Below are 25484 nucleotides of genomic sequence, written 5' to 3'. Positions count from 1 at the left end.
GAAGGAATCATGGCAACAACAGCAACAAGTGAAGTAAATATCAAACTGCCTTCGGATCAGGACATAAGCGGCCGTTCATTTGGCAAAGAAGAGCTGGATGCGATCGCGGATGTAATCAACACCGGCACTTTGATAACGACCAAGGGGAAATACGGCCGGATGCTTGAGGAAGCATTTGCAAAACGGCTGGGCGTAAAATATGCCTATGCGTGCAACTCGGGCTCGGCCGCGGTCCACGTTGCGATAGCGGCGATAAACCCGAACCCGGGTGATGAGATCGTCACCACATCGATAACGGACATGGGGGCACTGACCCCGATCGTCTTTCAGGGGGCGATACCGGTCTTTGCCGATGTTGACCCGAAGACGCTGAACGTTACCGCAGAGACCATCGAGAGGGTGCTGTCAGAGAAAACAAAAGCGATCATTGTGACTCACCTGTTCGGAAACCCCTGCGAGATGAAGGCGATAATGGAACTTGCGGATTCACGGGGAATACCGGTCATCGAAGATACGGCACAATCTTTTCTCGCGCAGTGCGACGGCAAATATGTAGGGACGATCGGCAAGATCGGCGCTTTCTCATTTCAACAGGGCAAGCATATGACCACGGGCGAAGGCGGCATAGTCGTGACAAATGACGATGCTCTGGCCCGCCGAATGTATCTCTTTATAAACAAGGCCTGGGGATACGGCGACCCGAACCCGGACCATTATTTTGCCTCGCTCAATTACCGGATGACGGAACTGCAGGCAGCACTGGCCTACGAGCAGCTAAAGAAGCTTGATGCCTGTGTGGAGCAGCGAAGGAAGATCGCGGGAATACTGCACGAGGGCCTCAAAGACATCGACGGCATTGAGAGCTACGAAGCCGCAGAGGGCTCGACAATGACGTATTGGAAATATTGCCTCCGGGTAGATGACGCGAAGCTGGCGGATGGCTCTGTCGGCCTGGCGAAAGCTCTTAAGGTCTATGATGTGGCTTCGGCCCCGCGATACGTCGTAAAGCCGGCGTTCCGGTGCAAAGTGTTTGCGGAGCAGAACACATTCGGCGACAGCCACTATCCCTTCAACTTAGCGAGGCCGGAAGCGGTCGATTACAGTGAAGAACACTTCCCAGGAACCTTTAAGGGGCTTCACGATGTTCTCGTGCTCCCGATCAACGAAAAATACACTGCGGAGCATGCCAATTTCCTTGTGGCCTCGATCAAGGAGGCGGCAGAAGCAATCCGAATCGCCTAGCCGGCGGCCGAGCGTCGGACCGCGGGCCCGGCGATCTAGTCAACGGGCCGCTCGTGGGCGGCCCAAATCAACTTTGCAGCTAAGATCTTGTGTTATGAACAGATTGAAATACGGAATAATCGGGACAGGGGGGATCGCACAGACGTACTCCCAAGCTTTTAAGACGAATGAATGCGGCACGCTTGCGGCCGTAACGGATATTCGCCGGGATGCTGCCGAGGCCTTTGCCGAGCCCTTTCAAGCAAAGGTTTTCACCGACCATGTGGCTATGGTGGAAGAAGCGAAACCGGATGCGGTGATCATCGCAACCCCGCCGAACACGCATGCCGACATCGCGGTCGCGCTGATGCAGAAGGGCATCCACGTTCTTTGCGAGAAGCCGCTTTGCATTTCGCCGGCAGAAGCCCGAAGGATGATCGAGACGGCCGAAACGACAGGGGTCACGTTCACGATGGCCTCAAAGTTCCGGTACGTGGACGATGTGATCAAAGCGAAAGCAATGCTTGCCTCGGGAGCTCTTGGAGAGGTGATCCAGTTCGAGAACGCGTTCACTGCAAAGGTCGATATGTCCGGCCGCTGGAACTCGACGCCTTCGATCTCGGGCGGAGGTGTACTGATGGACAATGGTACCCACTCGGTCGATATCATCCGATATTTTCTAGGCCCGATATCGGATGTGCTGGCGATCGAGACCGGAGCGACGCAGGGCCTGAAGGTGGATGAGAATGTCCGGCTGCTGGCACGGACGGCGAACGGCGTCGTCGCCTCGGTTGACCTAACATGGGGAATCAACAAAGAGCTTCCGTATTTTATCAGCATTTACGGTACGCAGGGGACGCTGCATATCGGCTGGCGAGAATCGAAGTATAAGCTCAACTCCTCGCCGGACTGGACCGTTTTCGGGAGCGGCTATGACAAGGTACAGGCCTTTAAGTCGAAGATCCGGAATTTTTCGGGAGCATCGGTCGGAAAAGAAGATCTATTGATCAATCCAGCGGGAGCACTTGCCTCGGTCGAGGTGATCGAGGCGGCATACCGGTCGCTGAATGCAAACCACTGGGAGTCGGTCGGGTCGGGCCCGACGGCCGAAAGTACCGCGTCGGCAGCGTAAACGAAGAAGTTGACCCGACGTCCGGTTGCGGCGGCCAAGACCGGCCGGGGTAAATAATGTTACCGACGTCGGAAAAAAGATCGCACGAGCTATGACACGTATTCACCCTACAGCGATAATCGAAGAAGGCGTCACGATCGGCGAAGGCAGCAGCATATGGGACAACGTCCATATAAGGCACGGGGCGACGATCGGGGAGGAATGCATCGTCGGCGAAAAGTCCTACATCGCCTACGATGTAAAGATCGGGAACCGGGTAAAGATCAATGCGATGGTCTATATCTGTGCGGCGGTGACGATCGAGGACGGGGTCATGATATCGGCCTCGACCACATTTACGAACGACCGATTCCCGCGGGCGACCTTTCCGGATCTAAAGTCACTTCGCCCGAGCGAACCTGACGAGCATACGCTGCCGACCGTGGTTCGGGCCGGGGCGACGATAGGTGCAGGATGTGTGATCGGCAATGACCTTGAGATCGGGCGGTGGGCGATGATCGGTATGGGTTCGCTGGTCACAAAGAGCATTCCGGACCATCACCTCGCGATCGGAAGCCCGGCCAAATCAATAGGTGCAGTATGCAAATGCGGGCTACTTTTTTATCGCTTTGGCGAGCCGGAGGCGGCGGAATACGCGTGTGAGTGTGGGCTTCGCTACACGATCAAGGAACGCCTTGTCTCGCCGATCGAGAATAGCCTTGATAGCGATCCGGGCCATTGATGAGCAGACGTATAGCGATAGTTGGTGCCGGGTTTCTTGGTTTGACCGTCGCGCTGCGATGTGCAAAACGCGGAGACAAGGTCACGGTGTTTGAATTGGGGCCCGAGATCGGCGGGCTGGCGGCGGCCTGGGACATCGGCGGCATCAGGTGGGACAAGCATTACCACGTTACGCTGCTTTCGGACAGCTATACCCGGGCGATAGTCGAAGAGATCGGCCTCGGGGACGAATTTCGGTGGGTGGAGACGCGGACGGGCTTTTACTCCGGCGGAAAGCTCTACTCGATGTCCAACACAATGGAGTTCCTGCGATTTCCGCCGCTCGACCTGATAAGCAAATTGCGGCTAGGCGGCACGATCTTTTATGCCTCGAAGGTAAAGAATTGGCGTAAGCTTGAAAAGATCTCGGTCGAAGAATGGCTGACCCGGCTGTCGGGCAGGAAGACGTTTCAGCGAATGTGGCGGCCGCTCCTTAGAGCCAAGCTCGGTGACAGCTACAAGGAAACGTCTGCCGCTTTCATCTGGGCGACGATCCAACGGATGTATGCGGCACGGCGATCGGGGCTCAAGAGAGAAATGTTCGGCTACGTACGCGGCGGGTATGCCCGCGTGCTCGGCCGGTTTGGAGAGCGGCTCGCCGAACTCGGCGTAGAGATAAAGCTCAACACCCGGGCAAAGAGTATTCATTCTGAGGGCGGGAAGGTCAAGGTGGAGGCGGAAGGCCATTCGGATGACTTTGATGCGGCCTTGCTGACCTGTACACCGCGAGCGGCCGCAGGAATGCTGCCCGAACTCACTCAGGAGGAAAAGGCGCGATACGAGGCGATACCGTATCAGGGGATCATTTGTGCTTCACTAATTCTGAAGCGGCCTTTGTCAGAATTTTATGTGACGAACATAACGGACGAAACGCCATTTACGGGAATCATCGAAATGACGGCCCTGGTAGAAAAGAGCGAGTTCGATGGGAATTCGCTGGTCTACCTTCCGAAGTATCTTTCTCCGAATGACGAAATGTTCACGGAAACGGACGAGACAATAAAGGAACGGTTCCTGGCCGGACTTGAAGCGATGTATCCGGAGCTTTCGCGGAGCGACGTGGCCGAGATGAGGATATCGCGGGTCAAGGAGGTATTCCCTATCCCAGTGGTCGGATACTCGGAACTGGTCGCCCCGGTGAGAACCTCGATCAAAGGGGTGTATGTTCTGAACTCGTCGCACATCGCCAACGGAACGCTTAACGTAAACGAAACGGTTCAGCTTGCCGAGGCGTTCTTTTGCGACCATCTTTGAACCGCAAGGCCGGAAAAGCCGGCCCGAAATCGCTGCATTATGAACTCCGCCAAACCGATCGCAAGCCTTTCGCTCGACCTAGATAATAAGTGGTCGTATATGAAGACACATGGCGACAGCGGTTGGGAAACGTTTCCAACATATCTGGAGACCGTGGTACCGCGATCGCTCGCATTTTTTAAGGAGCAAGACCTTGCAATTACCTACTTTATCGTCGGGCAGGACGCCGCACTTGAGAAGAACCGCGAGGCTCTAGCGCAAATACCGGCGGCGGGACATGAGATCGGGAACCATTCATTCAATCACGAGCCGTGGCTGCACCTTTACTCGAAGGAGCAATTGACCGAGGAGTTTGATAAGGCCGAAGCAGCGATCGAATCCGCGACGGGGCGGCAGCCGATCGGCTTTCGCGGGCCGGGTTTCAGCCTTTCGGCAACGGTAGAGGAGGTCCTAGCCGAAAGAGGCTACAAATACGACTGTTCAAAGTTTCCGACATATATAGGCCCTTTGGCGAGAGCGTATTACTTTCTGCGGTCGCCAAAAATGTCTCAGGAAGAGCGAGAGAAGAGGAAGAAGCTCTTCGGAACGTTTGGTGACGGCTTCGTGACCCTGAAAGCGCACGAATTGAACGTGAACGGCCGAAAACTGATGGAGATACCGGTGACCACCTTTCCGGGCGTAAAGACACCGATCCATTTCTCATATCTACTTTACCTTGCATGTTTTTCAGAAACGTCAGCGTGGCTTTACTTCAATGCGGCCCTTCGGTTCTGCAAGCTTGCCGGCGTAGAGCCTTCGATGCTTCTGCATCCGCTCGACTTTCTGGACGGCGGAGACGCTCGGGAGCTCGAGTTCTTTCCGGCAATGAATATGGACCATAAGAAGAAGATCGAGTTGCTTAACGAATTTGTCGGCAGACTAACACGCGATTTCGAAACGGTAAAGCTAGGGGAACACGCGGAGATCGCGGGCAAGCGTAGCCGGCCATTGACCAGTACGGATCCGGCCGCAGTACAGTGAAATGCCTATGCCCTGCCCCCTTTGCAGATCACGGATGCAGGCCTTTGTTTTTGAGGTCTCGGGTATCAACATCCTTGACTGCAAGGAGTGCGGGCACAGGTTCGCCGAAACCGGGGACGAAGAGGACCACATCGAGCGGGTTTACGGCGACCACTATTTCACGGAAGGCGGAGCAGGCTATGCGGACTATCTTTCGGAAGAGCGGCTACTTCGAAAACGAGGAGTCTTTTACGCACGAAAGCTAGCCCGCCATACGGAACCCGGGAGGATCCTGGACGTAGGTTGTGCGGCTGGCTTTACGCTGAAGGGTTTTCATGACGCGGGGTGGAACGGAACCGGCATCGAGCCTAACGAAATGATCGGTTCCTACGGCCGCGTCCAACTAGGGCTCGACATTCGCCACGGAACGCTTGAGGCATTTGGTGAGTCCGACCGGTTTTCGGCCATCGCGATGATACAGGTAGTTGCCCATTTTCGCGAGCCGATGCGGGCATTCGAAAAAGCGCGCGACCTGCTGACGGACCGCGGACTGCTGCTGATCGAAACCTGGGATCGCGGTTCGATAGTTGCCCGAACGCTCGGCAAACACTGGCACGAATACTCGCCGCCGAGCGTTCTGCAATGGTTCAGCTCAGAGGGCCTTGACAGATGTCTCAGCCCGCTAGGCTTTGAGAAGCTTAGCGGAGGCAGAACATTGAAATGGATCGCGGGCGATCACATTAAGTCGTTACTCAGATACCGCCTTGGAAGAATGCCAGGGCTCGGACTCATACCGGACCGAATACGACTGCCCTATATATCGGACGACCTGTTCTACGCGATCTATCGGAAGCGTTGATGAGCGGCGTAGATCTTTCGGATCGGGACCGGTAAGGAGAGCTCGTCACCGCAACCCCTGCGACCTATTGAAGTTACCCGGAAGTGAAGCCATAAGCCGGCTGATCGCTCAACCGCAGACATTGACCTCGGAATGCGCGGTATCAACAGTTGTCTCTGTCGACGGAAGAAAGGTACAGTTACGAACCCTAGGGGATACCATGACTCAACGCCACCTTAAGATCATTGCTTCGTTTGCTGCTTTAGCAATCGCGTTTGTTTTCGGTCTTATTCGACTATCTGAATCGTTCAACGGCGATCAAGCAATGTTTTTGGTCTATGCCAAGGGGCTTGCGGGAGGGTCGCAGCTTTACGTGGATCTATGGGACGTCAAGCAGCCGGGCATTTTCTATTTTTATGAATTTGCGGGCCGGATCTTCGGATTTTCGGAAATAGGCATTCATTTTTTTGAGCTTTTGTATTGGATAGTATTTTCGGCGGCACTGATTTGGATCACAGACGAACAATTCGAGAATGACTGGCTACGATACCTGATGCCGCTCACAACGGTTGGGTATTACTACGCAACCGCTGGCAGCCTACAGATGACTCAAGTTGAAACGCTTGTCGGATTTCCCTTGTTTTTGTCATTTGCATTTATTCCCAGAACTTGTGATTCGGTCGGCTCATTAACGTGGATGATCGGAATCTTCGTGAGCGGGCTGGCAATCGCCTCCGCGTTGATGCTTAAGTTCGCATTTCTTCCGCTTCTTGGCCTGCTGACGCTTGCGGCTATAACCACTACGGTTTGGAAGTCGAGCAGATTGACACTCTCCGGGGCGGCGTTGAGCCTGCTTTCGATTTGGAGTGTTGCCGCGGCCATTATCGCTCTCTTTCTTGTGAAATATTGGTACGACGGAATACTTGATGAGATCATCTACAGTACGTTCCAGTATCCCCAACAGGCGGTTGCGGCCCATGCCGGGGCTGAGCGTTTGTCGACCCTGGCAAATAGCGTCGTATGGTTCGCACTTACCTTCGCCCCGCTAATTCTACTAACGTCCGTGTTCGGGCTCCTGACGACGATCAGGCGTTTCAGGACCCAGGGCAATGAAACAAGGGGCGGCAAAACCAAAGCGACCCGCGACGTCCGATCCATTTACACATGGTGCTTTTGCGTCTGGCTGGTCGTCGGGCTGTTTGTTTTGATAATGCAGGCAACATCATGGTGGGCATATCACTTCATGCTTTTCGTCGTACCGCTCGGCTTTCTTGCTCTTCGCGGTATGGACGAAATGATTCTCTTAATTGATAGCCGTCATTGGGCCCACAGGCGAACCGCGGCTGCTATATTTACTGTAGCAACGGTCATCACTATATCCATTTTTAATGTCTTCACGGTGCGGGCTGTGAAATCGAGCCTTATGCCGCGCGACTTTGGTTATGAAAATGGACTGGTTGGCCCAATAGGAGATAGCTGGGAAGTATACCGGAAAGTCATCGACCAGTCTCGCGCAGCAGGCCTTCAATCAGGCGGAAGCGACATTTGGGCATGTGCCGAACCGCATTACTACTATCTTAACGACAAGATCCCGCCGATCTCATCGAACGGCTGGATGCCGGAATTCTTTGTCGAAGGCCAATGGCGTAAACTCGAGGAGGAGATAACAAAATCCCGACCGGAAAACCTGGTTTTGTATCCCTTTTGTTTGGAACTTATTCGGAAGAACACCCCGACTACCTATGAACTTATTGTTCGCGAGTACGATCTGGTTCTTAATTCTGAGAACGTATTGTGGTATCGAGCAACAACTAGGTGATCATCGAACTCCGCGGTGCCCGCATTTTGCTCTTGGGTACAATTGACGATTCCGGGCTCTCTATCGGCAGATTTGGATTTGAGAAACCCGATTGCCATTTGATGTATTCAGGCTTGCCGATGACCCTCGAACGTCGGTAATGGAGGGATTGCGGCAAAAAAGGCACGCCGTGAAGACGTGCCTTTGTGAATCTGGTGATCCGACCAGGACTCGAACCTGGGACCCAATGGTTAAAAGCCATTTGCTCTACCGACTGAGCTATCGGACCATACGGCCGCTCGGGCCGAATTGAAAATTCTACCTATTCGAGTGATCTAAGGCAAGTTCACCTAAAAGAGCGCGAAGGCTCCGGTTGTTTCGTCCAGGCCGCGTCATCGGTTGGAAAGTGCCGACTCTAATTCCGCCGGTAAACGACACCGCTCAGCTTCATTTCGCCGTCGGCCGGTTCCTCGTCGATCTTCCAGGTTTGACTGATACCAAAGAGCGAAATGGTGAGTGTCTTCGCGGCGTTGTCGATCTCTGCTCCGCCGCCATCCACCGATTTTCCGCCGACCTTGAAGCCAGCCTTGCCGTCGCCATACATGTAGATCGTTGAACCGTCAGTTCCGATCCAGTCTCCTTGATAGGCCTGCGGCACAGGATCGCCGCCTCCGCAAGCAAGCCCGAGTCCGATGGCAAGGCCGAGAACGAGCATTAAGTTCTTTAGGTTTTTCATTGACCCTCCTAAGCTTTCGATCCGGATAATGGTACCAGAAAACGGCCCCGAACTCCGGAAAAATAACCTATGCGAACCAGCCCTCCATTACTGATTCCTTCAAAATGATCGTCTGGTCGCGTTCCGGCCCGGTCGAGATCAGTCCGATCTCAACACCGACCCGGTCTGAAAGAAAGCGAACGTAGTTTTGGGCATTCTCAGGCAGCTCGTCAAACTCGGTAGTTCCGAGCGTATCGCTCTTCCAGCCCGGGAGCGTTTCATAGATCGGCTCGATCTGCCGCAGGTCATGCGAGACGGCGGGAAAGGTATCAACGCGTTCGCCATTGATCGTGTAACCGACACAGACCTTGATCTCATCGAGTTCGTCGAGCACATCGAGCTTTGTAAGTGCGATTGAATCAAAGCCGTTGAGCTCGGCGGCATATCGCGTCGCGACCGCGTCAAACCATCCGCATCGCCGCGGCCGCTTGGTGACCGAACCATATTCGTTCCCGCGTTCGCGGATGATGTGAGCGATCGGCTCCTCGGTGTCGAGCATCTCCGTTGGGAACGGCCCTTCACCTACGCGTGTTGCGTAAGTCCGAACAATTCCCAAGACTCCCGTGATGTGGTGCGGCGGAATGCCCGCTCCGACCGAGGCACCGCCAGCCGTCGGGTTCGACGACGTTACGTATGGATACGTCCCGTGGTCAACGTCGAGCAGCGTCGCCTGCGCTCCCTCGAGCAGTATCTTCTTCTTGGCCTTGCGAGCCTCGGCTAGAAAATGTGAGGTCTCGCAAACGAACGGCCGCAACCGCTCGACCAAAGGCGATATCTCAGCCAGTATTTCATCGGCCCTCAGCGGCTGATTGCCGAAAAGAACGATTATCCGGTTTGCTTCCTCAAGGTTCCGCTCGATCCTGAGCTTCAAGATCTCCGGCGACATCGCATCGGCAACGCGAATACCTCGCCGGCCCGCTTTGTCCTCATACGCAGGCCCGATGCCGCGGAGCGTCGTGCCGATCTTTTCGTTGCCAAGCCGTTCTTCCGAGGTATGGTCAAGTGCCCGGTGATAGGGCATTATCAGGTGCGCCCGGCTTGAGACCTTCAGCCGTTCGGGCGAGACCTCGACGCCCTTTTCGGCGATCTGGTCGACCTCTTCGAAGAAAGCCTTCGGGTCGATGACCATTCCATTCCCGAGCACACACGTCTTGTCCGGATGGATTATCCCCGAAGGAAGAAGCCGAAGCACAAAAGCCCGGTCGCCGACGTAAACGCTGTGGCCGGCATTGTGCCCGCCCTGATAACGCGAAACGATATCAAAGCGTTCCGCCAGCAGGTCAACGACCTTTCCCTTGCCCTCATCGCCCCATTGGGCGCCAATAATTACGATTATCATATCAATTTCCGGATGCTCGGCCGTTCGCTTCCCATTCGCGTTTTAACATCGAATATACCGCCCAATCGCCAAATCTGCCGTCCAAATATTCGACCTCGCGCAGAGTTCCTTCCAGCGTGAACCCTAGCCTTTCAGGTATCACACGGCTCCGAAGGTTCTCGACATTGCAGTTGATCTGCACCCGGTTAAGTCCCATTGTATCAAAAAGATAGTTGATAACGACACGCGAGCATTTCGTGACGACGCCCTTTCCCTCAAGCTCGCGGGTGATCCAATAACCGACCGACGCCATCTTGTTGGTCGTGTCCAGATGATGAAAACCGATGGTTCCAACGAACCGCCCACGGTAAAGGATCAGAGCATCGAAACGGCCGACCTGGGAGAATTCGTCGAGCGTCCGAAAGACGAACTGCTTAGCGTGTTCGAGCGAGTAGTCGTCGACAGCCCACGGCATCCAGGGTTGGAGCCGATCGAGGTTATCTCGAACGACCGCCGCCAGTTCCTCCGCATGGTGCATCTGCGGGAGAGTTAGTTCAACATCGTTATCGATCTTGAAAGCAAACATTAGATGGAAAGCGTCATGCGGTAAAGGTCAACGTATTTGCGGGCGGCGTTTTCCCACGAATTATCTATCGCCATTCCGTTGCGGCGAATGCGGCCCCGCATCACCGGATCGGCATATGCGAAAAGTGCTTCATAGATCCGCTCGACGAACCTGTCGGCACGGAAAGGCGTGAAACTTGAACCCGTTGCCACGGCCCGTTACGGCGTCGAAGTTCTCGACCGTATCATCAAGCCCGCCGACCGCCCGAACGACCGGGATCGTCCCGTAACGGAGCGAATACATCTGATTCAGCCCGCAGGGCTCGAATCGCGACGGCATCAAGAAAATATCCGCACCAGCCTCGATCTGATGGGCGAGCGGTTCGCTGTAACCGACATAAACGCCGACCTGCCTAGGGGCAACGTCGCGAAGCCGCTGGAGGAAATTCTCATACTGCTTCTCACCCGAGCCGAGTGCGATGAAGAATGCCCCGGTCGCGAGAATGTCGCCCGCCGCCTGTTGGATCAGCTCGATGCCCTTCTGTCCTGTAAGACGCGTTACGATAGCAATTACCGGACGCTCAAGGTCTTGCGGCAAACCGAAACGGTCGAGAAGCTGCCGCTTGCACTCGGCCTTTCCGCTCATGTCGTTAATATCGTAGTTGGCGGGAAGCTCAGGGTCGGTCGCCGGATTCCAGACGTCGAAATCGACGCCGTTGGTTATCCCGACAAGGCGGCCGGCCCGCTGCCGCGTCAGCCAGTCTAGCCCATATCCGAACTCAGGCGTCTGTATCTCATGTGCATATCGCCGCGAGACGGTCGAGAGCATATCGGAGGTTTCAAGCCCGGCTTTCATCGCCGATGCGTGGCCGTTAGAGGCGAATGCATTTCGGGCGAACTCGCTCCCAAAACCGAACTTCCAGAGGTCCTCGCTTCCGAAGCCGCCCTGATATGCCATGTTGTGGATCGAGAAAACCGTCCGCGTTCGCCGCCAATATTCGTCACGCCGACGCAAGGATGCAAGCTCCACAGCACCGAAGCCGCAGTGCCAGTCATTAAGATGAATGATGTCCGGCGGCGGGCCGATGCGTTTTAAGAGCGTCAGAGCCGCATGGTTAAAGAACGCAAATCGCTCGTGGTCTTCGCGATAGCCGTAGATCGAGTCGCGGTGGAATAGCGACGGGGCATCGATGAGAAAGGTCGGTGAGCCGTTCGCCTCGCTGTAGAATGCCTTTGCGTGGTAGGTGCCGCCACGCCAATCGACGAAAAGGTCGTCGATCGCCGTTTTCCAGAGGTGCTCTCCTTTTGTTTGCCAATAACAAGGCGTTATCAGCACCGAATCGACGCCGACCGCCTTCAATGCCTTCGGCAAGGCACCGGCCACATCGCCGAGCCCGCCGGTCTTGGAATAAGGCACCGCTTCCGCGGAAATGACAGCTACACGCATAAAAAAACAGTTGTCGGTTGCCAGCCGCCAGTTGTCAGAAAAACTCCGAAACCGACTGCTGACAACCGACAACTGACAACTGACGTCTACTAAGTCTGCATCGAGGCGAGGAACTCGGCGTTCTTCTTGGTCTTGCCAAGGCGTTCGAGCACCACCTCCATCTGTTCGACCGGCGAAAGCGGGTTGAGCACACGCCGCATGACCCAGATCCGGTTTAGGTCTTCCTTGCTGAGCAAAAGCTCTTCTTTTCGCGTTCCGGACCGCTGGAGGTCGATCGCCGGGAAGAGCCGCTTGTCCGAAAGCCGCCTGTCGAGGTGAATCTCGGAGTTACCTGTACCCTTGAATTCCTCGAAGATAACGTCGTCCATTCGCGAACCCGTATCAATTAGGGCCGTCGCGATGATTGTCAGCGAGCCGCCTTCTTCGATATTACGTGCCGCTCCAAAGAAGCGCTTCGGACGCTGAAGTGCGTTCGAATCGATACCGCCCGAGAGGATCTTGCCCGAAGGCGGAACGACCGAGTTATGGGCACGGGCAAGGCGAGTTATCGAATCGAGCAGAATAACAACATCGCGCTTGTGCTCTACGAGCCGCTTCGCTTTTTCGATGACCATGTCGGCCACCTGTACGTGCCTGGTCGGCGGCTCGTCAAAGGTTGAGGAGATGACCTCGCCCCTGACCGAACGCTGCATGTCGGTGACCTCTTCCGGACGTTCGTCGATGAGCAGAACGATAAGGGTCACTTCCGGGTGGTTCTCCGTAATGGAGTTGGCCACGGTCTGAAGAAGCATCGTCTTACCGGTCCGCGGCGGTGCCACGATCAACGCACGCTGTCCTTTTCCGATCGGCGTTACAAGATCAAGGACGCGAGCTGAAATGTTGTCAGCCGTCGTCTCCATCTTGAGCATTTCGTCAGGATAAAGCGGCGTCAGGTTGTCGAAAAAGATCTTCTCCCGCGAGGTCTCGGGAGCTTCGAAATTGATAGCCTCGACCTTGATCAGGGCAAAGTAACGCTCACCTTCCTTCGGCGGGCGGATCTGCCCGGAAACCGTATCACCGGTGCGGAGGTCGAATTTGCGGATCTGCGAGGGGCTGACGTAAATATCGTCGGGGCCCGGTAGATAGTTGTATTCAGGTGCGCGAAGGAAGCCGAAGCCATCCGGCAGCGTTTCGAGAACGCCCGCCGAAAAGATCAGGCCACTCTTTTCCGTTTGTGCGGCGAGCAGCTTAAAGATCAATTCTTGCTTGCGCAGCCCGGTCGCGCCCTCAATGCCCATCTCTTTAGCGATATGCGTTAGTTCGCTGATCGACAAATCCTTGAGATTGGCGAGGTTGAGCACTTCGCCGTTTGTGCTGTTGTTTGACGCCGGTCTTTCCTTTGCGGGAGCTTCCGTTTCCCCTTCCGGATTTTCCGATTCAATTACTTCAACCGATTCCGGATCTGAGAGAGTCTCGTCCTTTGCGGCCGATTTACCCTTGCGGGTGGTGGTAGTTTTGGTTGCCATTATTTTTTAGCAGAGTATGGTATCAATGTTCGCTAACCCAACGAGTTCCGGTTTGAGGTTTCCGGGTGGATGCGCCGCAAGGCGGCAACTTTATTTACACGGAGGTTTCGTATGGAAATGAACGCAGTTATGTAAGAAAAAGCGGAGAACAAATCCGCGGTAACCTTTAGGATCAAGGAATAAACTATTATTTACACCATTCAGCGATAGAAAGCAAATATTTTTTTCACAATTTTCCAACCGCTGCGGAAATTCTCGCCCAGAGCTTCTCCCGGCCTTTCCCCGTCTCCGAAGAGTAGGCGAGGATCTCGGCATCACCGAGCGTTTCCTTGATCAGCTTGAGGCTCTGATTCAATTTGTTCGCCGAAAGTTTGTCGGATTTTGTGGCGACGACGATATGCTCGCGGCCGTTCTCGACCAGCCAATCAAAAAGCTCGATATCGAGTTCTGAGGGCTTATGACGCGAATCGACGAGCTGCACGCAGAGAGCAAGTTCTTTCCGGGTTGAAAGATAATCACCGGCGAGCTTACCCCATTCCTGCCGCATCGCCTTCGGCACCTTCGCATAGCCGTAGCCCGGAAGGTCAACAAAGTAGAACGCCGAGTTAATTAGGAAATAGTTGATGCTTTGCGTCCGTCCCGGGGTTCGGGACGTACGGGCAAGGCCTTTACGCAACAGAAGCGAATTGAGTAATGAGGATTTGCCGACGTTCGACCTGCCGAGAAAAGCAATTTCCGGCAGGCCGTCGGTCGTCAGATGCGTGGCATCAAAGGCGCTCTTGACGAAGTCGGCCGAGGCGATTCTCATGGCGTCAGTGTGCTTTCGCCCAACGAAGGCTGATCGAGCGACCCGGGCTCGACGACCGCAACGACATGCGGAACGGCCGATTCGTTTACTTCACCTCGCTCGATGGCGACGGCGAGCACCTCATCGATCGTATCAACGAGCTTTATCGTTAGCTCGTCACGAACCTCATCCGGAATGTCGGCGAGGTCTTTTTCATTTTCACGCGAAAGTATAAGCGTTCGCAGGCCGAACCGGTGTGCTGCCAACAGCTTTTCCTTCACTCCGCCGATCGGCAGCACTTTGCCGCGGAGCGTTATCTCACCCGTCATCGCTACATCATGGCGGGCCTTCTGCCGCGTTAATGCCGAAACCATTGCTGTCGCGATCGTAATGCCCGCGCTTGGCCCGTCCTTCGGGATCGCTCCTTCCGGTACGTGAATGTGCAGATCTTTCTCGCGAAATTCCTTGTTATCGATCCCGATCTCATCCGCCCGCGACCGCACACACGTAAGTGCCGCCCGAGCCGATTCCTGCATCACCTCGCCGAGCTTACCGGTAAGCGTAACGTCGCCCTTTCCGGGAACCAAGGTCGCTTCGACCTGCAGAACATCGCCGCCGACCTCGGTCCAGGCGAGCCCGTTAACAAGCCCGATCTCGCTCGTCCGGGCAACGTCCTGTTTGCGGAAACGGATGGTGCCGAGCAGCTCGCGAACCTTCTCAGCATCGATCACCACGCGGAAATCATCTTTCGACTCAGAAACCACGAACTTGCGAGCGATCTTGCGGAGGCACGAGCTCAGTTCCCTCTCTAGGCTTCGAACGCCGGCCTCGCGGGTATAGTGGCGAATCGTCTCAAGAATTCCGTCGTCGGTAAAGGTCACCTTCTCTGGGTCCATACCGTTGTTAAGACACTGCTTCGGTATCAGGTGACGCTTGGCGATCTCGACCTTTTCGCGTTCGGTATAGCCGGAGAGATTAAGCGTCTCAAGACGATCCTGAAGCGCCGGCGGAATGGTATGGAGCACGTTCGCCGTCGCGATAAAGAAAACGTTCGAGAGGTCGTAATCGACGTCCAGATAATGATCGCGGAATGTATCGTTCTGCTCGGGATCGAGCACTTCGAGCAGGGCCGCACTTGGGTCGCCGCGGAAATCGCGGCCGAGCTTATCGACCTCATCAAGCAGGATCACCGGATTGACCGTGCCCGCACGTTTCATCAACTGAATTATCTGGCCCGGCAGAGCACCGATATAGGTTCGGCGGTGGCCGCGGATCTCCGCCTCATCATGCACACCGCCGAGAGCGAGCCGCATGAACTTTCTGCCCGTCGCGTTGGCAATCGACTTCCCTAGCGACGTCTTACCGACACCCGGAGCACCGACGAAGCACAAAATGGTTCCTTTCGGATTTTTGACCAACTGCCGAACGGCGAGAAATTCGAGAATGCGTTCCTTGATCTTTTCTAGCCCGTAGTGGTCTTCGTTCAGCGTCCGTTCGGCCTCAATAAGGTTGTCGATCTCTTCCGAACGGTCCTTCCACGGCACGTTCAGCAACCATTCTATGTAGGTTCGCGAGACAGTGCTTTCGGCGGACATAGGCGGCATTGCCTCAAGCCGGGCGACCTCTTGCATCGCCTTATCGCGGGCCTCATCGGTCATGCCCGATTCTTCGACCTTCTTTTTCAGCTCTTCGAGCTCGGCTTTTTCGTCCTTTCGCCCGAGTTCCTTGTGGATGGCCTTGATCTGCTCGTTGAGGTAATACTCACGCTGATGCTTATCCATCTGCTTCTTGGTCCGGGCGTGGATCGCACGGTCAAGCTGCCGCTTTTCAATCTCTTGTTCAAGGATCTCGACCAGTTGCGTCAACCGCCCCGAAACTGAAAAGGTCTCAAGTAAACCCTGCTTTTCCTCAACGCTGATGCGCAAATGCGACGACATCGAATCCGCGATGTGCGAGGCCGAAACTCCTCGCAAGCTGGCGTGGAGCGCGTCCGTATATGCATCCGGCGAAACTCTCAGGAACTGCTCAACTAGTGTGTGGATCTTCTGCAGTAGCCCGTCAGTCCGGAAGCCCGATTCGTCGGTCGACTGTACCCGCCGGACGTAGGCGAAGAACATCCCGTCCTCGTCCTGTTCGATCTTTACAGATTGTCCACGCTCGCGGCCTTCGACCACGACCTTGATCTGTCCGTTCTCCTGCCGCTGTGCCTGCAGGATGCGTCCGAGCGTACCGACACGGTAGATCTGGTCTGCCGAGGGTTCGTCGATCGTTGCATCGTGTTGTGTTGCAAGAAAAATGTCCCGTTCGCCGGCCATTGCCTGCTCAAGCGCACGGACGCTGCTCGGGCGGCCGATCTTGAACGCAACCTTAGTTGAGGGAAAAATCACAACATCCCGGATCGGGACCATTGGATATCGCTTAATATCGGAAGGCATCTGGTCGGAAAATTCCTGCATATATCTTATTGCTAAATTGTCGGATTAGGATTCCTGAACGGTCGGATAACTCCATTTACTCAAAAACCGAGCAGGTTTGCAATCGGCTGTGAAGCCGCCAATCAATAGAGCATGTTCCGCCCCTTCTGTAAAAGATTCATCCGTGTAAACGAGGAATGAGGGCGGGAATTCAGATTTCTTTCGCGTTGATCGCGGCCACTGCTCTTCAAACAACTCAAAACGGCCGGGCTTATTTTCAAGCTCGGCCGTTTTGAACTCTTGTAAATATCGACGCCTTAGGGCTTGACCACTTCGACGGTGTTTGCTGTTGCAAAAGCGACCGTTCGGCCTCTGTAATTGAGTATGCTGACCTTCGAAAGATTTTTCTGTTGGGCAAATTGATAGGCTCTAACGGTTATCTGCTTCTGTTCGCTTTCTGTAAGTGAGTCCCACGTCGGTTCCGTCATGCCATAGAACGTATCTTTTGTGAGCTTCGCTTTGCCGAGATGCGGGGCGAGTTCCGTTCCGGCAAGGTCGATCTCGTCCGCGACAATACTTGCTTTGTTTGATTCGACCATTTGGTCGGCCCAGAGATAGAGCCCAATGCTCACTCCGATCAGGATCGTAGCGGCGAGCAACAGCCATTTATTGATGCGTAGAGCCAAGAAGCTCGAACTGACGGCCGAGGAAGTTGAGGTTGTCTCGGTTCTTTCAACGCTCGCGGCGGGGGTGAAATTAACATTGATCCGTTCGCGGCCGTGCGTAGCATCGCCGGATACCAGATCGCAAAGTAAATAGGTCTTTCCGGTCGCCGTCGAGATCAGGTGGTCGTATTGGTCACCAAAACGTTCCTCCATCTCATCGAGCGAGTTTACCTTCCGGCTTTCCTCGGCCAATTCGACAAAGCGGTTACCAAGGTGAATATTGGTATCTATCGCGGCTGCCAGCACCTCGGGCACCATGAAATATTCACCGGCTTGCTGTTTAAGCGAACGCACCGATTCGAATACGCCGCTCGCAAGAAGCTGGTCTATCGTGTCTGCAGCATCTGCGGTCGTCCGCAGTGCCGCGAGCGATGAAATGAGGTCCTTGATCTCCGCTCCGTTTTCCTCTACCGAATAGAGACAAACGCTTGACCAGTTTCCGTAGAGCGTCTTGATATGCGGAACGACCTCCGGCCGCTCAAAAAGAAATCTTCGCTTTTCACCGCCGGCATCACGCGAGAAAAGCCGAGTCATTACGAAATCGAATTTTTCCAGATTGACGTCGGTCAGAGCACCGTTGCGGTAAAATCGTGCGAGCGCGATAAGAGCTTGTGAACTGAGTGCGGGTCTTGAGTTTTCACAGAATCTGCGTAGGTTGGCAACCGAGACTCGGCTATCGCGCTCGGCAAGTTCCGAGGCCCATGTCTGGGTCTCTTGCAAGAGTTCGTATTCAGCGTCCGCGGTCTCTTCGCTTCGCGGGACTTCGAGCGACTGTAGAAATCGATGAAGTGCTTTCTTGGCGTTCAGGTCGTCGTAGGGCGTCGGAACCATCTTCAGGTGCTCGCGCTCGACTCCGGCCAGAACGTGTTCGACCATCTGGAGACTGCTGACCTCTTCGTTGGCCCTGCGCCGAAGGAAATCGGTCTGGCTTTTGGCCTTTGTGATCTGCGGGACGTCGGTGACCGGCGGTTCTTCCGGTACATCGATTTCGTCATCGATGTCTGAGCCATCGGTCATCTCGACATCGATCTCCTCGAGGTCAATAGAATCGAGCGGTTCTTCAGCAACATCCGCCTCGCCGAATCGGTTGCCAAAGGGTGGCGTCAGCGGCAGCTCATTGCCGTTCGCAGAAACGTGAGAAGTCCCCGAGCCTTCGATAAAGGTGGACTCGAGGAGATTCTCTTCCTTTAATTCTTCGACGAGATCTTCAAAAACATTCATGTTGGTTTTGGTCCCCGTGGAGGAGGTGGGGAGCGGCGTGGGAGCCGCATTAAGAAAAGGGTTTATGGCAAGATCTGGATGATCTCGCCGGTGTGGGTCAATTCGTATTTGTAAACGGTGTCATCCGATACTGAACGAGTCGCCGAAATGGTGAACGAGTCGCGAAGCTCAGCATCGGTAGGATTCGCAGGCGTCATTTCAAAGACGTATCGTCCTCTGATCACACGGTCGCCCGCGGTAACACCAAAAACCTGGTTCGAGGCATTATTGAGTTCCGAAAGCCGGCCAAAGCGGTTGTTCTGCGAGAAATAGCCGACCTGTGAAGACGATATCGTACGAAGAGTTGCGAAAGCGGTCCCGTTCTCCGCAGCACGAATTCCTCGCTGGAATGACGGGACTGCGAGAGCGGCTACAATTCCGACGATAACAACGACGATCAATAGTTCGATTAGCGAGAATCCGCCTTGTCCATTCGTATTCATAATCTCAGTCCGTTCCTTTGTGTATCAAGCTTTATCTAGCTTTCGCTTCGGCTGGTGACACTTTTTGACACCACTTTTTGCCATTTTGACCGGTTTGGGTTTTCAAAAGGCCTGCAATTCGTCGAAAAACCTTAATTTTAGCAGGTTCATGCTGGCCACCGGCCCATTTACCGCAAAGGATCAGTGCAAAGTCTGTGCCAGCCAAACTTGGCTTCGATCACCCGGGTTGCGATCTCGTGGCAAACCTTGCAAAAAAAGGGGCTTTCATTTTTCTCCGATTTTTATTACACTCTGTAGTTTTGTAGTTTCGTAAACTTTGACGCTTAAAGCGACTTTCGAGGGAAATAATTGAGTTCAGTTACTGACCAGACGTCCGAAACATACGGCATAGAGAATTGGGGAGCGGGTTACTTCGGCGTAAACCGCAAGGGCAATCTCGTCGTACGGGCACCGGAGGACGAAAAATTGACCGCTGACGTTAAAGAGATCATCGACGATCTTCGACGCCGCGGTGTCTCAACGCCGGTCTTGTTACGCTTTCCTCAGCTTCTTGCCGGCCAGATCCGCAAGCTTCACAACTCGTTCAAAAAGGCGATAAAGGAATTCGACTACGAGGGCGGCCACCTCTGCGTTTACCCGATGAAGGTCAACCAGAACCGGGCCGTTATTGAAGAATATCTCCGCGAGGGCTCACGCTACAGCTTTGGCCTCGAAGCCGGTTCGAAAGCCGAGCTTTATGCCGCTCTCGCCCTGGACCAATCGAAAGACTCGCTCCTCGTCCTCAACGGCTTCAAGGACCGCGACTTTGTCGAGCTCGCCTTTGCCGGAGCCCGTGCCGGTAAGAATGTCGTCATCGTTATCGAGAAGATGAGCGAGTTGACGCATGCTCTCGCCATCGCAGCCGATCTTGAGGCAGAGAATCCGGAAACGAATATGCCGATGCTCGGCGTTCGCGTCAAGCTCTATTCAAAAGGCTCCGGAAAATGGGAGAAATCCGGGGGCGAGGCAGCAAAATTCGGCCTTACAACGACAGAAATACTCGATGTCATCCGTCAGCTTAACGAGGCCGGAAAGCTCTCGATGCTCAAGCTGCTCCACTTTCACATCGGGTCGCAGCTTACCGACATCAAGCGGATCAAGAATGCAATGAAAGAGGCCGCCCGGACCTACGCAAAGATCCGGCAGATGGGGATCGATATCGAATATCTCGACGTCGGCGGCGGTATGGCGGTCGATTACGACGGCTCAAGGACCTCGTTTGAAAGCTCGGCCAATTATAACGCTCAGGAGTTCGCCAATGACGTTATCTACGTGATCAAGACGGTTTGCGACGACGAGAACGTGCCGCACCCGACGATCATTCAGGAATCCGGCCGTTACCTGTCCGCATATCACGCGATCCTCGTTACGAATGTGCAGGATGAGATAGAAACGGTAGTTGAAGACATCACGCCGCTCACGATCGACGAGGATGACCCGCAGGTAGTTAAAGAGCTTTACGACCTTCGGGAGACGATAAACGCAAAGAATCACCGCGAGTATTACCACGACGCCCTCGAGCATCGCGAAGAGCTTTTCACGATGTTTAACCTCGGCCTGATCGATCTTGAGGACAAGGGCAAGGGTGAAGTGCTCTTCTGGGACGTTTGCGAGCGGGCAGACCAGTTTGCCCAGCAAAAGAAATACGTTTCTGAGGAATTTGACGACCTTCGGCGGCTCTTGTGCGTCAAATATCTCGCAAATTTCTCGGTTTTTCGGTCAATGCCGGACAATTGGGCACTCGAACAGCTTTTCCCGATCGTGCCAATACATAGACTCAACAAAAAGCCGACGGAATATGCTACGCTATGTGATATTACGTGTGATTCGGACGGAATTGTTGATAAATTTGTTGACCTGCACGATGTAAAGAACGTCCTCGAGCTTCACACGCTCATTACCGGCGAGCCGTATTATATTGCGATGATGCTCGTTGGTGCGTATCAGGAAGTGATGGGCAACAATCACAACCTGTTCGGCGTGCCGCATGAGGCTCACATTTTTATTGGCGAGGACGGCCACATCATCAAGAAAGTGATCTATGGAGCAACGCTCGGCGAGGCCGTGGCAACGGCCCGCTTTGACGCCGTTCAGCTTCATGACCAATTTCGCCGTTCGGTCATGCAGCGAATAAAAAGCGGTCTGCTTTCAACGAAGGAAGGCACCGATCTGATCGAATATTACGAGAATCAGGGCGAGAGCTATACGTATCTCTCACACAACGGCTCCGTCTGATCTCAATGCAAATTTAGCTTTACGCAATCTTCAGTGTTGGAGAAACTATGGTAACTCAAAAGAAAAACAAGGCCTCAAAATTCCTCACCGTACCGACGAGGCCTGTTCCGATCGACCGCGACCGTTCTGTCGCCGGCCTTTTGGAAAAGATGGAAGGCGCCGGCTTTGGCGCCAAGCAGTTGGCAGAAGCCCACCGTATTTGGCTCGATATGCTCGATGATAATTCGACCATCTACCTTTGCGGTTCGGGAAACCTCGTCTCGTCGGGAATGCGGCGGCTCTTGGCTTATGTGGTCAAAAACCGCTTTGTTGACGTGCTCGTGCTTTCGGGAACTGTTCTTTTCCAGGACATCCACGAAACGCTCGGCCGGAATCACTTCCAGGGCCACCCGAGCATGAGCGACGAAGAACTTGATGGTTCAGACGTGACCCGCATCGGCGACGTTCTCGCCAACCGCGAGGAATATCAGGAAGCGGACGAATGGATCGGCAGCGTCGTCAATCAGCTTGAAACCTCGCGGCCATATGCCGTTCGCGAGTTTCTGCATCTTGTCGGCCGGGAATTGGCTGAGATCGCCAATGAGGACGGCCTCCTGACCGCCGCTTACAAGTCACGCGTGCCCGTCTTTTGCCCGGATATTCTCGGCAGCGAGATGGCCGCCGGCATCGCTCGTGCCCGCTTTGAGAAGAAGCTGCAGCTCAGCCTCGATATCTCGCAGGACACGCTCGAGATGATGCAGATCGCCCAGAAGACCCGTAATTCCGCGGTCATCACGCTCGGCTCGAGCTCAAGCCAGTCTATGCTCAATATCGCCGAGATCACGTCGTACCTGACCCGCTCAAAGCTCCGCGGGCACAAGTATGCCATCTCGATAACGACCGATTCGGTCCCGCTCGCAACGCGTACGCCTTCATTTGGCGGTTCGCACACCGAGACCTTTGGCAAGCTGCTCAAAGGAGCGACTACCGCCTACGTCCCGGCCGATCCTTCGATCGCATTGCCGATGATCATCACCGCTCTATCGCAGACCGCGGCGAAGTTCATGAAAGGACGCAAGCGGCCAAACTTTGCCTTTTCAGGAAGCACGATGACCATCGACGTCCCCTAAAGGTCATCGGTAGTCTTTGAAAATCAACGGCCTCTGCGTTCGAGCAATTGAAACGCAGAGGCCGCTAAGTTTACGTAGAGATCGATAAGGCGAATGTTACCAGTCACCCTTAACGTGCTCGGCATAGTAGCCGGATTCCGTTAACTTTTGGTGGACCTGTTCGCCGTGTTCCTCATCACGGACCTCGAGGATCACCTCGATCCCGACGCTCCCGAGCGGCGCCAGCCAGATCGCCCGCTGGTGATAGACCTCGATCACGTTCGCGTGCTGCTCTGCTACAATAGCGAGCATTCCGGCAAGTGATCCCGGCCTGTCCGGTACAAGGATTCGCAAAATGATGTATCGGCCGTTGCGGACCAGCACCTGCTCGATGACGCGGGCAAGCAAGTTCCCGTCAATATTGCCGCCGCAGAGCACGGTGCAAACGGTGTCGTCGCTTTGCAGCTTTATTCGGCCTGCCAAAAGGGCAGCCGCACCCGCCGCACCGGCGCCTTCAACCACGAGTCTCGCATTCTGGGCCAGGTGATAGATGGCCGCCGCGATCTCCTCTTCCGTAACCTCAACGATCTCGTCCACATATTCGCGGATCAGAGCAAGCGTCCGCTCGGCCGGCCGTTTTATCGCGATGCCATCGGCGATCGTCGATTGATGGGCGACCTCGACCGGCTGCCCGGCCTCGATCGAAACACGCATCGAGGCCACGTTCTTCGCCTGAACACCGTAAACCTTCACGCCCGGCAGCAAATGCTTCGCCGCGATCGCAACGCCGGAGCACACGCCGCCGCCGCCGATCGGCACAACAATGACATTCGCACTCGGCAGATCCTCGGCGATCTCGAACCCGATAGTTCCTTGCCCGGCGATCACATGATCGTCGTCAAAAGCGTGAACGTAGGTCATCCGCCGTTCCTCGCCGAGCCCGCGGGAATATGCGACCGCCTCGTCAAAGCTTTGGCCGTGCATGATCACCTCGGCCCCGAGCGCCCGCGTCGCCATTATCTTTGTCAGCGGAGCAAACTCCGGCAGCACGATCGTTGCCCGGATGCCATGGAGTTTCGCCGCAAGAGCGACGCCTTGGGCATGATTTCCCGCCGATGCGGTGATAACGCCCCGCTGCTTTTCTTCATCCGAAAGCCGCGAGATCTTGTTATAAGCCCCACGGATCTTGAACGAACCGCTCTTTTGCAGACACTCGGCCTTCAGATAGGCGTTTGCGTGAATGTTCTCTGACATCCGCCCGTCGTAGAGCGTCGGAGTGCGTGTAACAACGCCCGCGAGCAATTCGCGAGCAGCTTCAATGTCCTTAATTCCCACCGGCATAGACCGGGAGATTATAAGCGAACTAAGAGGAAATCAGTAATTGGAGAGAAGCGATCCGGAACGCACCTACCGGCGAAACCAACGGAACACGTTGAAACGGCCTCAACTAACTCAAATTCTCTGTGCCCTCTGTGGCAAAGCAAAATAAAAAAGGGCGGTCGGCCCGCCCGGAAAGACAATGATTGGTTTATGAAGAAGACCTGAGGATGATCAATGAAGGTTTAAGGTATGTCTACTGTGCCTTTCCGAGCGTTCCTTCCGTTTATGAAAACTTCTGAACTCTTTAACGCCTTGAACCCTTCTTGGGTTCCAGATACTTCACCTTGATACGCGTCACCGTTTTCGATTTCGTATCACGCCGCCGCGTCCCCTCAATTAAAAAGACGCACTAACCGCCGCACGCAGGACAAAGGTTTTAACGTGTTTTTGTGCAAACCTGTCTATACGGCTAAAAACGTTTGGGTTATAATTGGCTTACAAATCACTTCGTGGAGGATACTGATGGAACTACCAATTGCCGGACTCGGACTCGCATTTCTGCTCTTTCTGGGCTTTGCACTTTTGCTCGTCGCCTGGCGAACGATCAAGATCGTCCCGCAATCGAGCGTCCTGCTCATCGAGCGGCTTGGAAAATTTCATCGCGTCGCAGCAAGCGGTTTGAACATCATCGTTCCGATCATCGATTCGCCCCGTGCGGTTTATTGGACCAACGTCCGGCCCGGCGTAACATCAATCGACCTCCGCGAACAATACATCGACCTGCCGCCGCAGCCGGTCATCACCCGCGATAACGTGACCATTAACGTCGATTCCGTCGTCTATTGGATGATCACCGATCCTATTAAGGCGGTTTATGAGATCAACGACCTCGTCGGCAGTCTTGTGCAGTTGACGATCACCGGTATGCGTTCGGTTATGGGCGAAATGGACCTCGACCACACGCTCTCCAATCGCGACCAGATCAACTCCAAGCTCCGGATGATCCTCGACGAAGCGACCGATAAATGGGGCGTTAAGGTGACCCGCGTTGACGTCAAGAACATCAACCCGCCCGAAGATGTCCGCATCACGATGGAAAAGCAAATGACCGCCGAGCGAAACCGCCGTGCGTTGATCTTGCAGGCCGAGGGCGACAAGCAAGCCGCCATCACGCGTGCCGAGGGCGAAAAGCAGGCCGCCGTTACTCGTTCCGAGGGCAACAAGCAATCCGCCATCCTCGATGCCGAAGGCGCCGCTCAGGCACGGCTTACGGCCGCAAACGCCGAGGCACAGGCCATCAAGCAGATCGCCGGAGTGATCGGCAACTCGCAGGAAACAGCACAATATCTGATCACCGCTCGCTACATCGAGTCGCTACGCGATATGACTCGGACGCAGAATTCGAAGGTCATCTTTATGCCGATGGAGACCTCGGCAATGCTCTCGAGCGTCGGAATGCTGAAAGAAGTATTTGCCGAGACCGGCGAAAAGAAGGAAGAACTTCCGCCGACCCCTCGGACGCCGCGTGAGCTAAACCGCTAAAGGCGAATCCGCTGATAGAAG

General features: G+C 54.8%; 20 protein-coding genes and 1 tRNA gene. 10 read left to right on the top strand and 11 right to left on the bottom strand.

Annotated features, from left to right (window positions below):
- Positions 1–9: 9 nt before the first annotated feature.
- From IPM21_16260 to IPM21_16230, 7 genes are all read left to right on the top strand, one after another.
- Complete coding sequence (locus IPM21_16260; protein ID MBK9165426.1) at positions 10–1242, top strand: DegT/DnrJ/EryC1/StrS family aminotransferase; 1233 nt, start codon at positions 10–12, stop codon at positions 1240–1242.
- Positions 1243–1336: 94 nt separating this feature from the next.
- Positions 1337–2353, top strand: a complete 1017-nt coding sequence (locus IPM21_16255; protein ID MBK9165425.1) for a Gfo/Idh/MocA family oxidoreductase — start codon at positions 1337–1339, stop codon at positions 2351–2353.
- 91 nt (positions 2354–2444) lie between these two features.
- Positions 2445–3074 carry an N-acetyltransferase gene (locus IPM21_16250; protein MBK9165424.1) on the top strand — a complete coding sequence of 210 codons (630 nt, stop codon included), beginning with the start codon at positions 2445–2447 and terminating at the stop codon, positions 3072–3074.
- A complete protein-coding gene (locus IPM21_16245; protein ID MBK9165423.1) occupies positions 3074–4366 on the top strand; it encodes an NAD(P)/FAD-dependent oxidoreductase in 1293 nt (430 codons plus the stop codon). Before IPM21_16250 ends, IPM21_16245 begins: the two co-directional genes overlap by 1 nt.
- A 39-nt stretch (positions 4367–4405) precedes the next feature.
- Positions 4406–5386, top strand: a complete 981-nt coding sequence (locus tag IPM21_16240; protein ID MBK9165422.1) for a polysaccharide deacetylase family protein — start codon at positions 4406–4408, stop codon at positions 5384–5386.
- A 34-nt stretch (positions 5387–5420) separates the two neighbouring features.
- The gene (locus IPM21_16235; GenBank protein ID MBK9165421.1) at positions 5421–6224 is read left to right on the top strand and encodes a class I SAM-dependent methyltransferase; all 804 of its coding nucleotides are present in this window, start codon (positions 5421–5423) and stop codon (positions 6222–6224) included.
- A 304-nt stretch (positions 6225–6528) separates the two neighbouring features.
- Entirely contained in the window at positions 6529–8022 is a 1494-nt protein-coding gene (locus tag IPM21_16230) for a hypothetical protein (GenBank protein MBK9165420.1), read from the top strand.
- Between the two features lie 192 nt (positions 8023–8214).
- Here the strand turns inward: IPM21_16230 and IPM21_16225 are convergent.
- The 10 genes from IPM21_16225 to IPM21_16180 form a co-directional block, all read right to left on the bottom strand.
- Positions 8215–8290, bottom strand: a tRNA-Lys gene (locus IPM21_16225).
- Between the two features lie 126 nt (positions 8291–8416).
- Positions 8417–8737: a hypothetical protein gene (locus IPM21_16220; GenBank protein MBK9165419.1), complete on the bottom strand. Its 321-nt coding sequence runs from the start codon at positions 8735–8737 to the stop codon at positions 8417–8419.
- A gap of 67 nt (positions 8738–8804) precedes the next feature.
- Positions 8805–10115 carry an adenylosuccinate synthase gene (locus tag IPM21_16215; protein MBK9165418.1) on the bottom strand — a complete coding sequence of 437 codons (1311 nt, stop codon included), beginning with the start codon at positions 10113–10115 and terminating at the stop codon, positions 8805–8807.
- A 1-nt stretch (position 10116) separates the two neighbouring features.
- Entirely contained in the window at positions 10117–10680 is a 564-nt protein-coding gene (locus tag IPM21_16210) for a GNAT family N-acetyltransferase (GenBank protein MBK9165417.1), read from the bottom strand.
- Between the two features lie 129 nt (positions 10681–10809).
- A complete protein-coding gene (locus IPM21_16205; GenBank protein ID MBK9165416.1) occupies positions 10810–12105 on the bottom strand; it encodes a glycogen synthase in 1296 nt (431 codons plus the stop codon).
- An 89-nt stretch (positions 12106–12194) separates the two neighbouring features.
- Positions 12195–13610 (bottom strand): transcription termination factor Rho, encoded by a 1416-nt coding sequence (gene rho / locus IPM21_16200; GenBank protein MBK9165415.1) that lies wholly within the window; start codon positions 13608–13610, stop codon positions 12195–12197.
- A gap of 226 nt (positions 13611–13836) precedes the next feature.
- Entirely contained in the window at positions 13837–14418 is a 582-nt protein-coding gene (locus IPM21_16195; protein MBK9165414.1) for a YihA family ribosome biogenesis GTP-binding protein, read from the bottom strand.
- Positions 14415–16853 (bottom strand): endopeptidase La, encoded by a 2439-nt coding sequence (gene lon, locus IPM21_16190; GenBank protein ID MBK9165413.1) that lies wholly within the window; start codon positions 16851–16853, stop codon positions 14415–14417. Before lon ends, IPM21_16195 begins: the two co-directional genes overlap by 4 nt.
- Positions 16854–17128: 275 nt before the next feature.
- Positions 17129–18757 carry a hypothetical protein gene (locus IPM21_16185; GenBank protein MBK9165412.1) on the bottom strand — a complete coding sequence of 543 codons (1629 nt, stop codon included), beginning with the start codon at positions 18755–18757 and terminating at the stop codon, positions 17129–17131.
- A 62-nt stretch (positions 18758–18819) separates the two neighbouring features.
- Positions 18820–19239 (bottom strand): prepilin-type N-terminal cleavage/methylation domain-containing protein, encoded by a 420-nt coding sequence (locus tag IPM21_16180; protein ID MBK9165411.1) that lies wholly within the window; start codon positions 19237–19239, stop codon positions 18820–18822.
- Between the two features lie 348 nt (positions 19240–19587).
- On the opposite strand from IPM21_16180, the gene speA reads away from it, so the two are divergent.
- Complete coding sequence (gene speA / locus IPM21_16175) at positions 19588–21513, top strand: biosynthetic arginine decarboxylase (protein MBK9165410.1); 1926 nt, start codon at positions 19588–19590, stop codon at positions 21511–21513.
- 47 nt (positions 21514–21560) lie between these two features.
- Entirely contained in the window at positions 21561–22622 is a 1062-nt protein-coding gene (locus IPM21_16170; GenBank protein MBK9165409.1) for a deoxyhypusine synthase family protein, read from the top strand.
- Positions 22623–22718: 96 nt separating this feature from the next.
- On the opposite strand, the gene IPM21_16165 is transcribed toward IPM21_16170, so the two are convergent.
- Complete coding sequence (locus tag IPM21_16165) at positions 22719–23942, bottom strand: threonine ammonia-lyase (GenBank protein ID MBK9165408.1); 1224 nt, start codon at positions 23940–23942, stop codon at positions 22719–22721.
- Between the two features lie 501 nt (positions 23943–24443).
- Between IPM21_16165 and IPM21_16160 the strand changes: the two genes are divergently transcribed.
- Positions 24444–25463, top strand: coding sequence for an SPFH/Band 7/PHB domain protein (locus IPM21_16160; protein MBK9165407.1), 1020 nt, complete (start codon positions 24444–24446; stop codon positions 25461–25463).
- Positions 25464–25484: the final 21 nt, after the last annotated feature.

Source organism: Acidobacteriota bacterium (assembly GCA_016716435.1).
Taxonomy (GTDB): Bacteria; Acidobacteriota; Blastocatellia; order Pyrinomonadales; family Pyrinomonadaceae; genus OLB17.
Note: the sequence above shows the minus strand (reverse complement) of the source record. Positions and strands in the feature narration are given on the sequence as shown.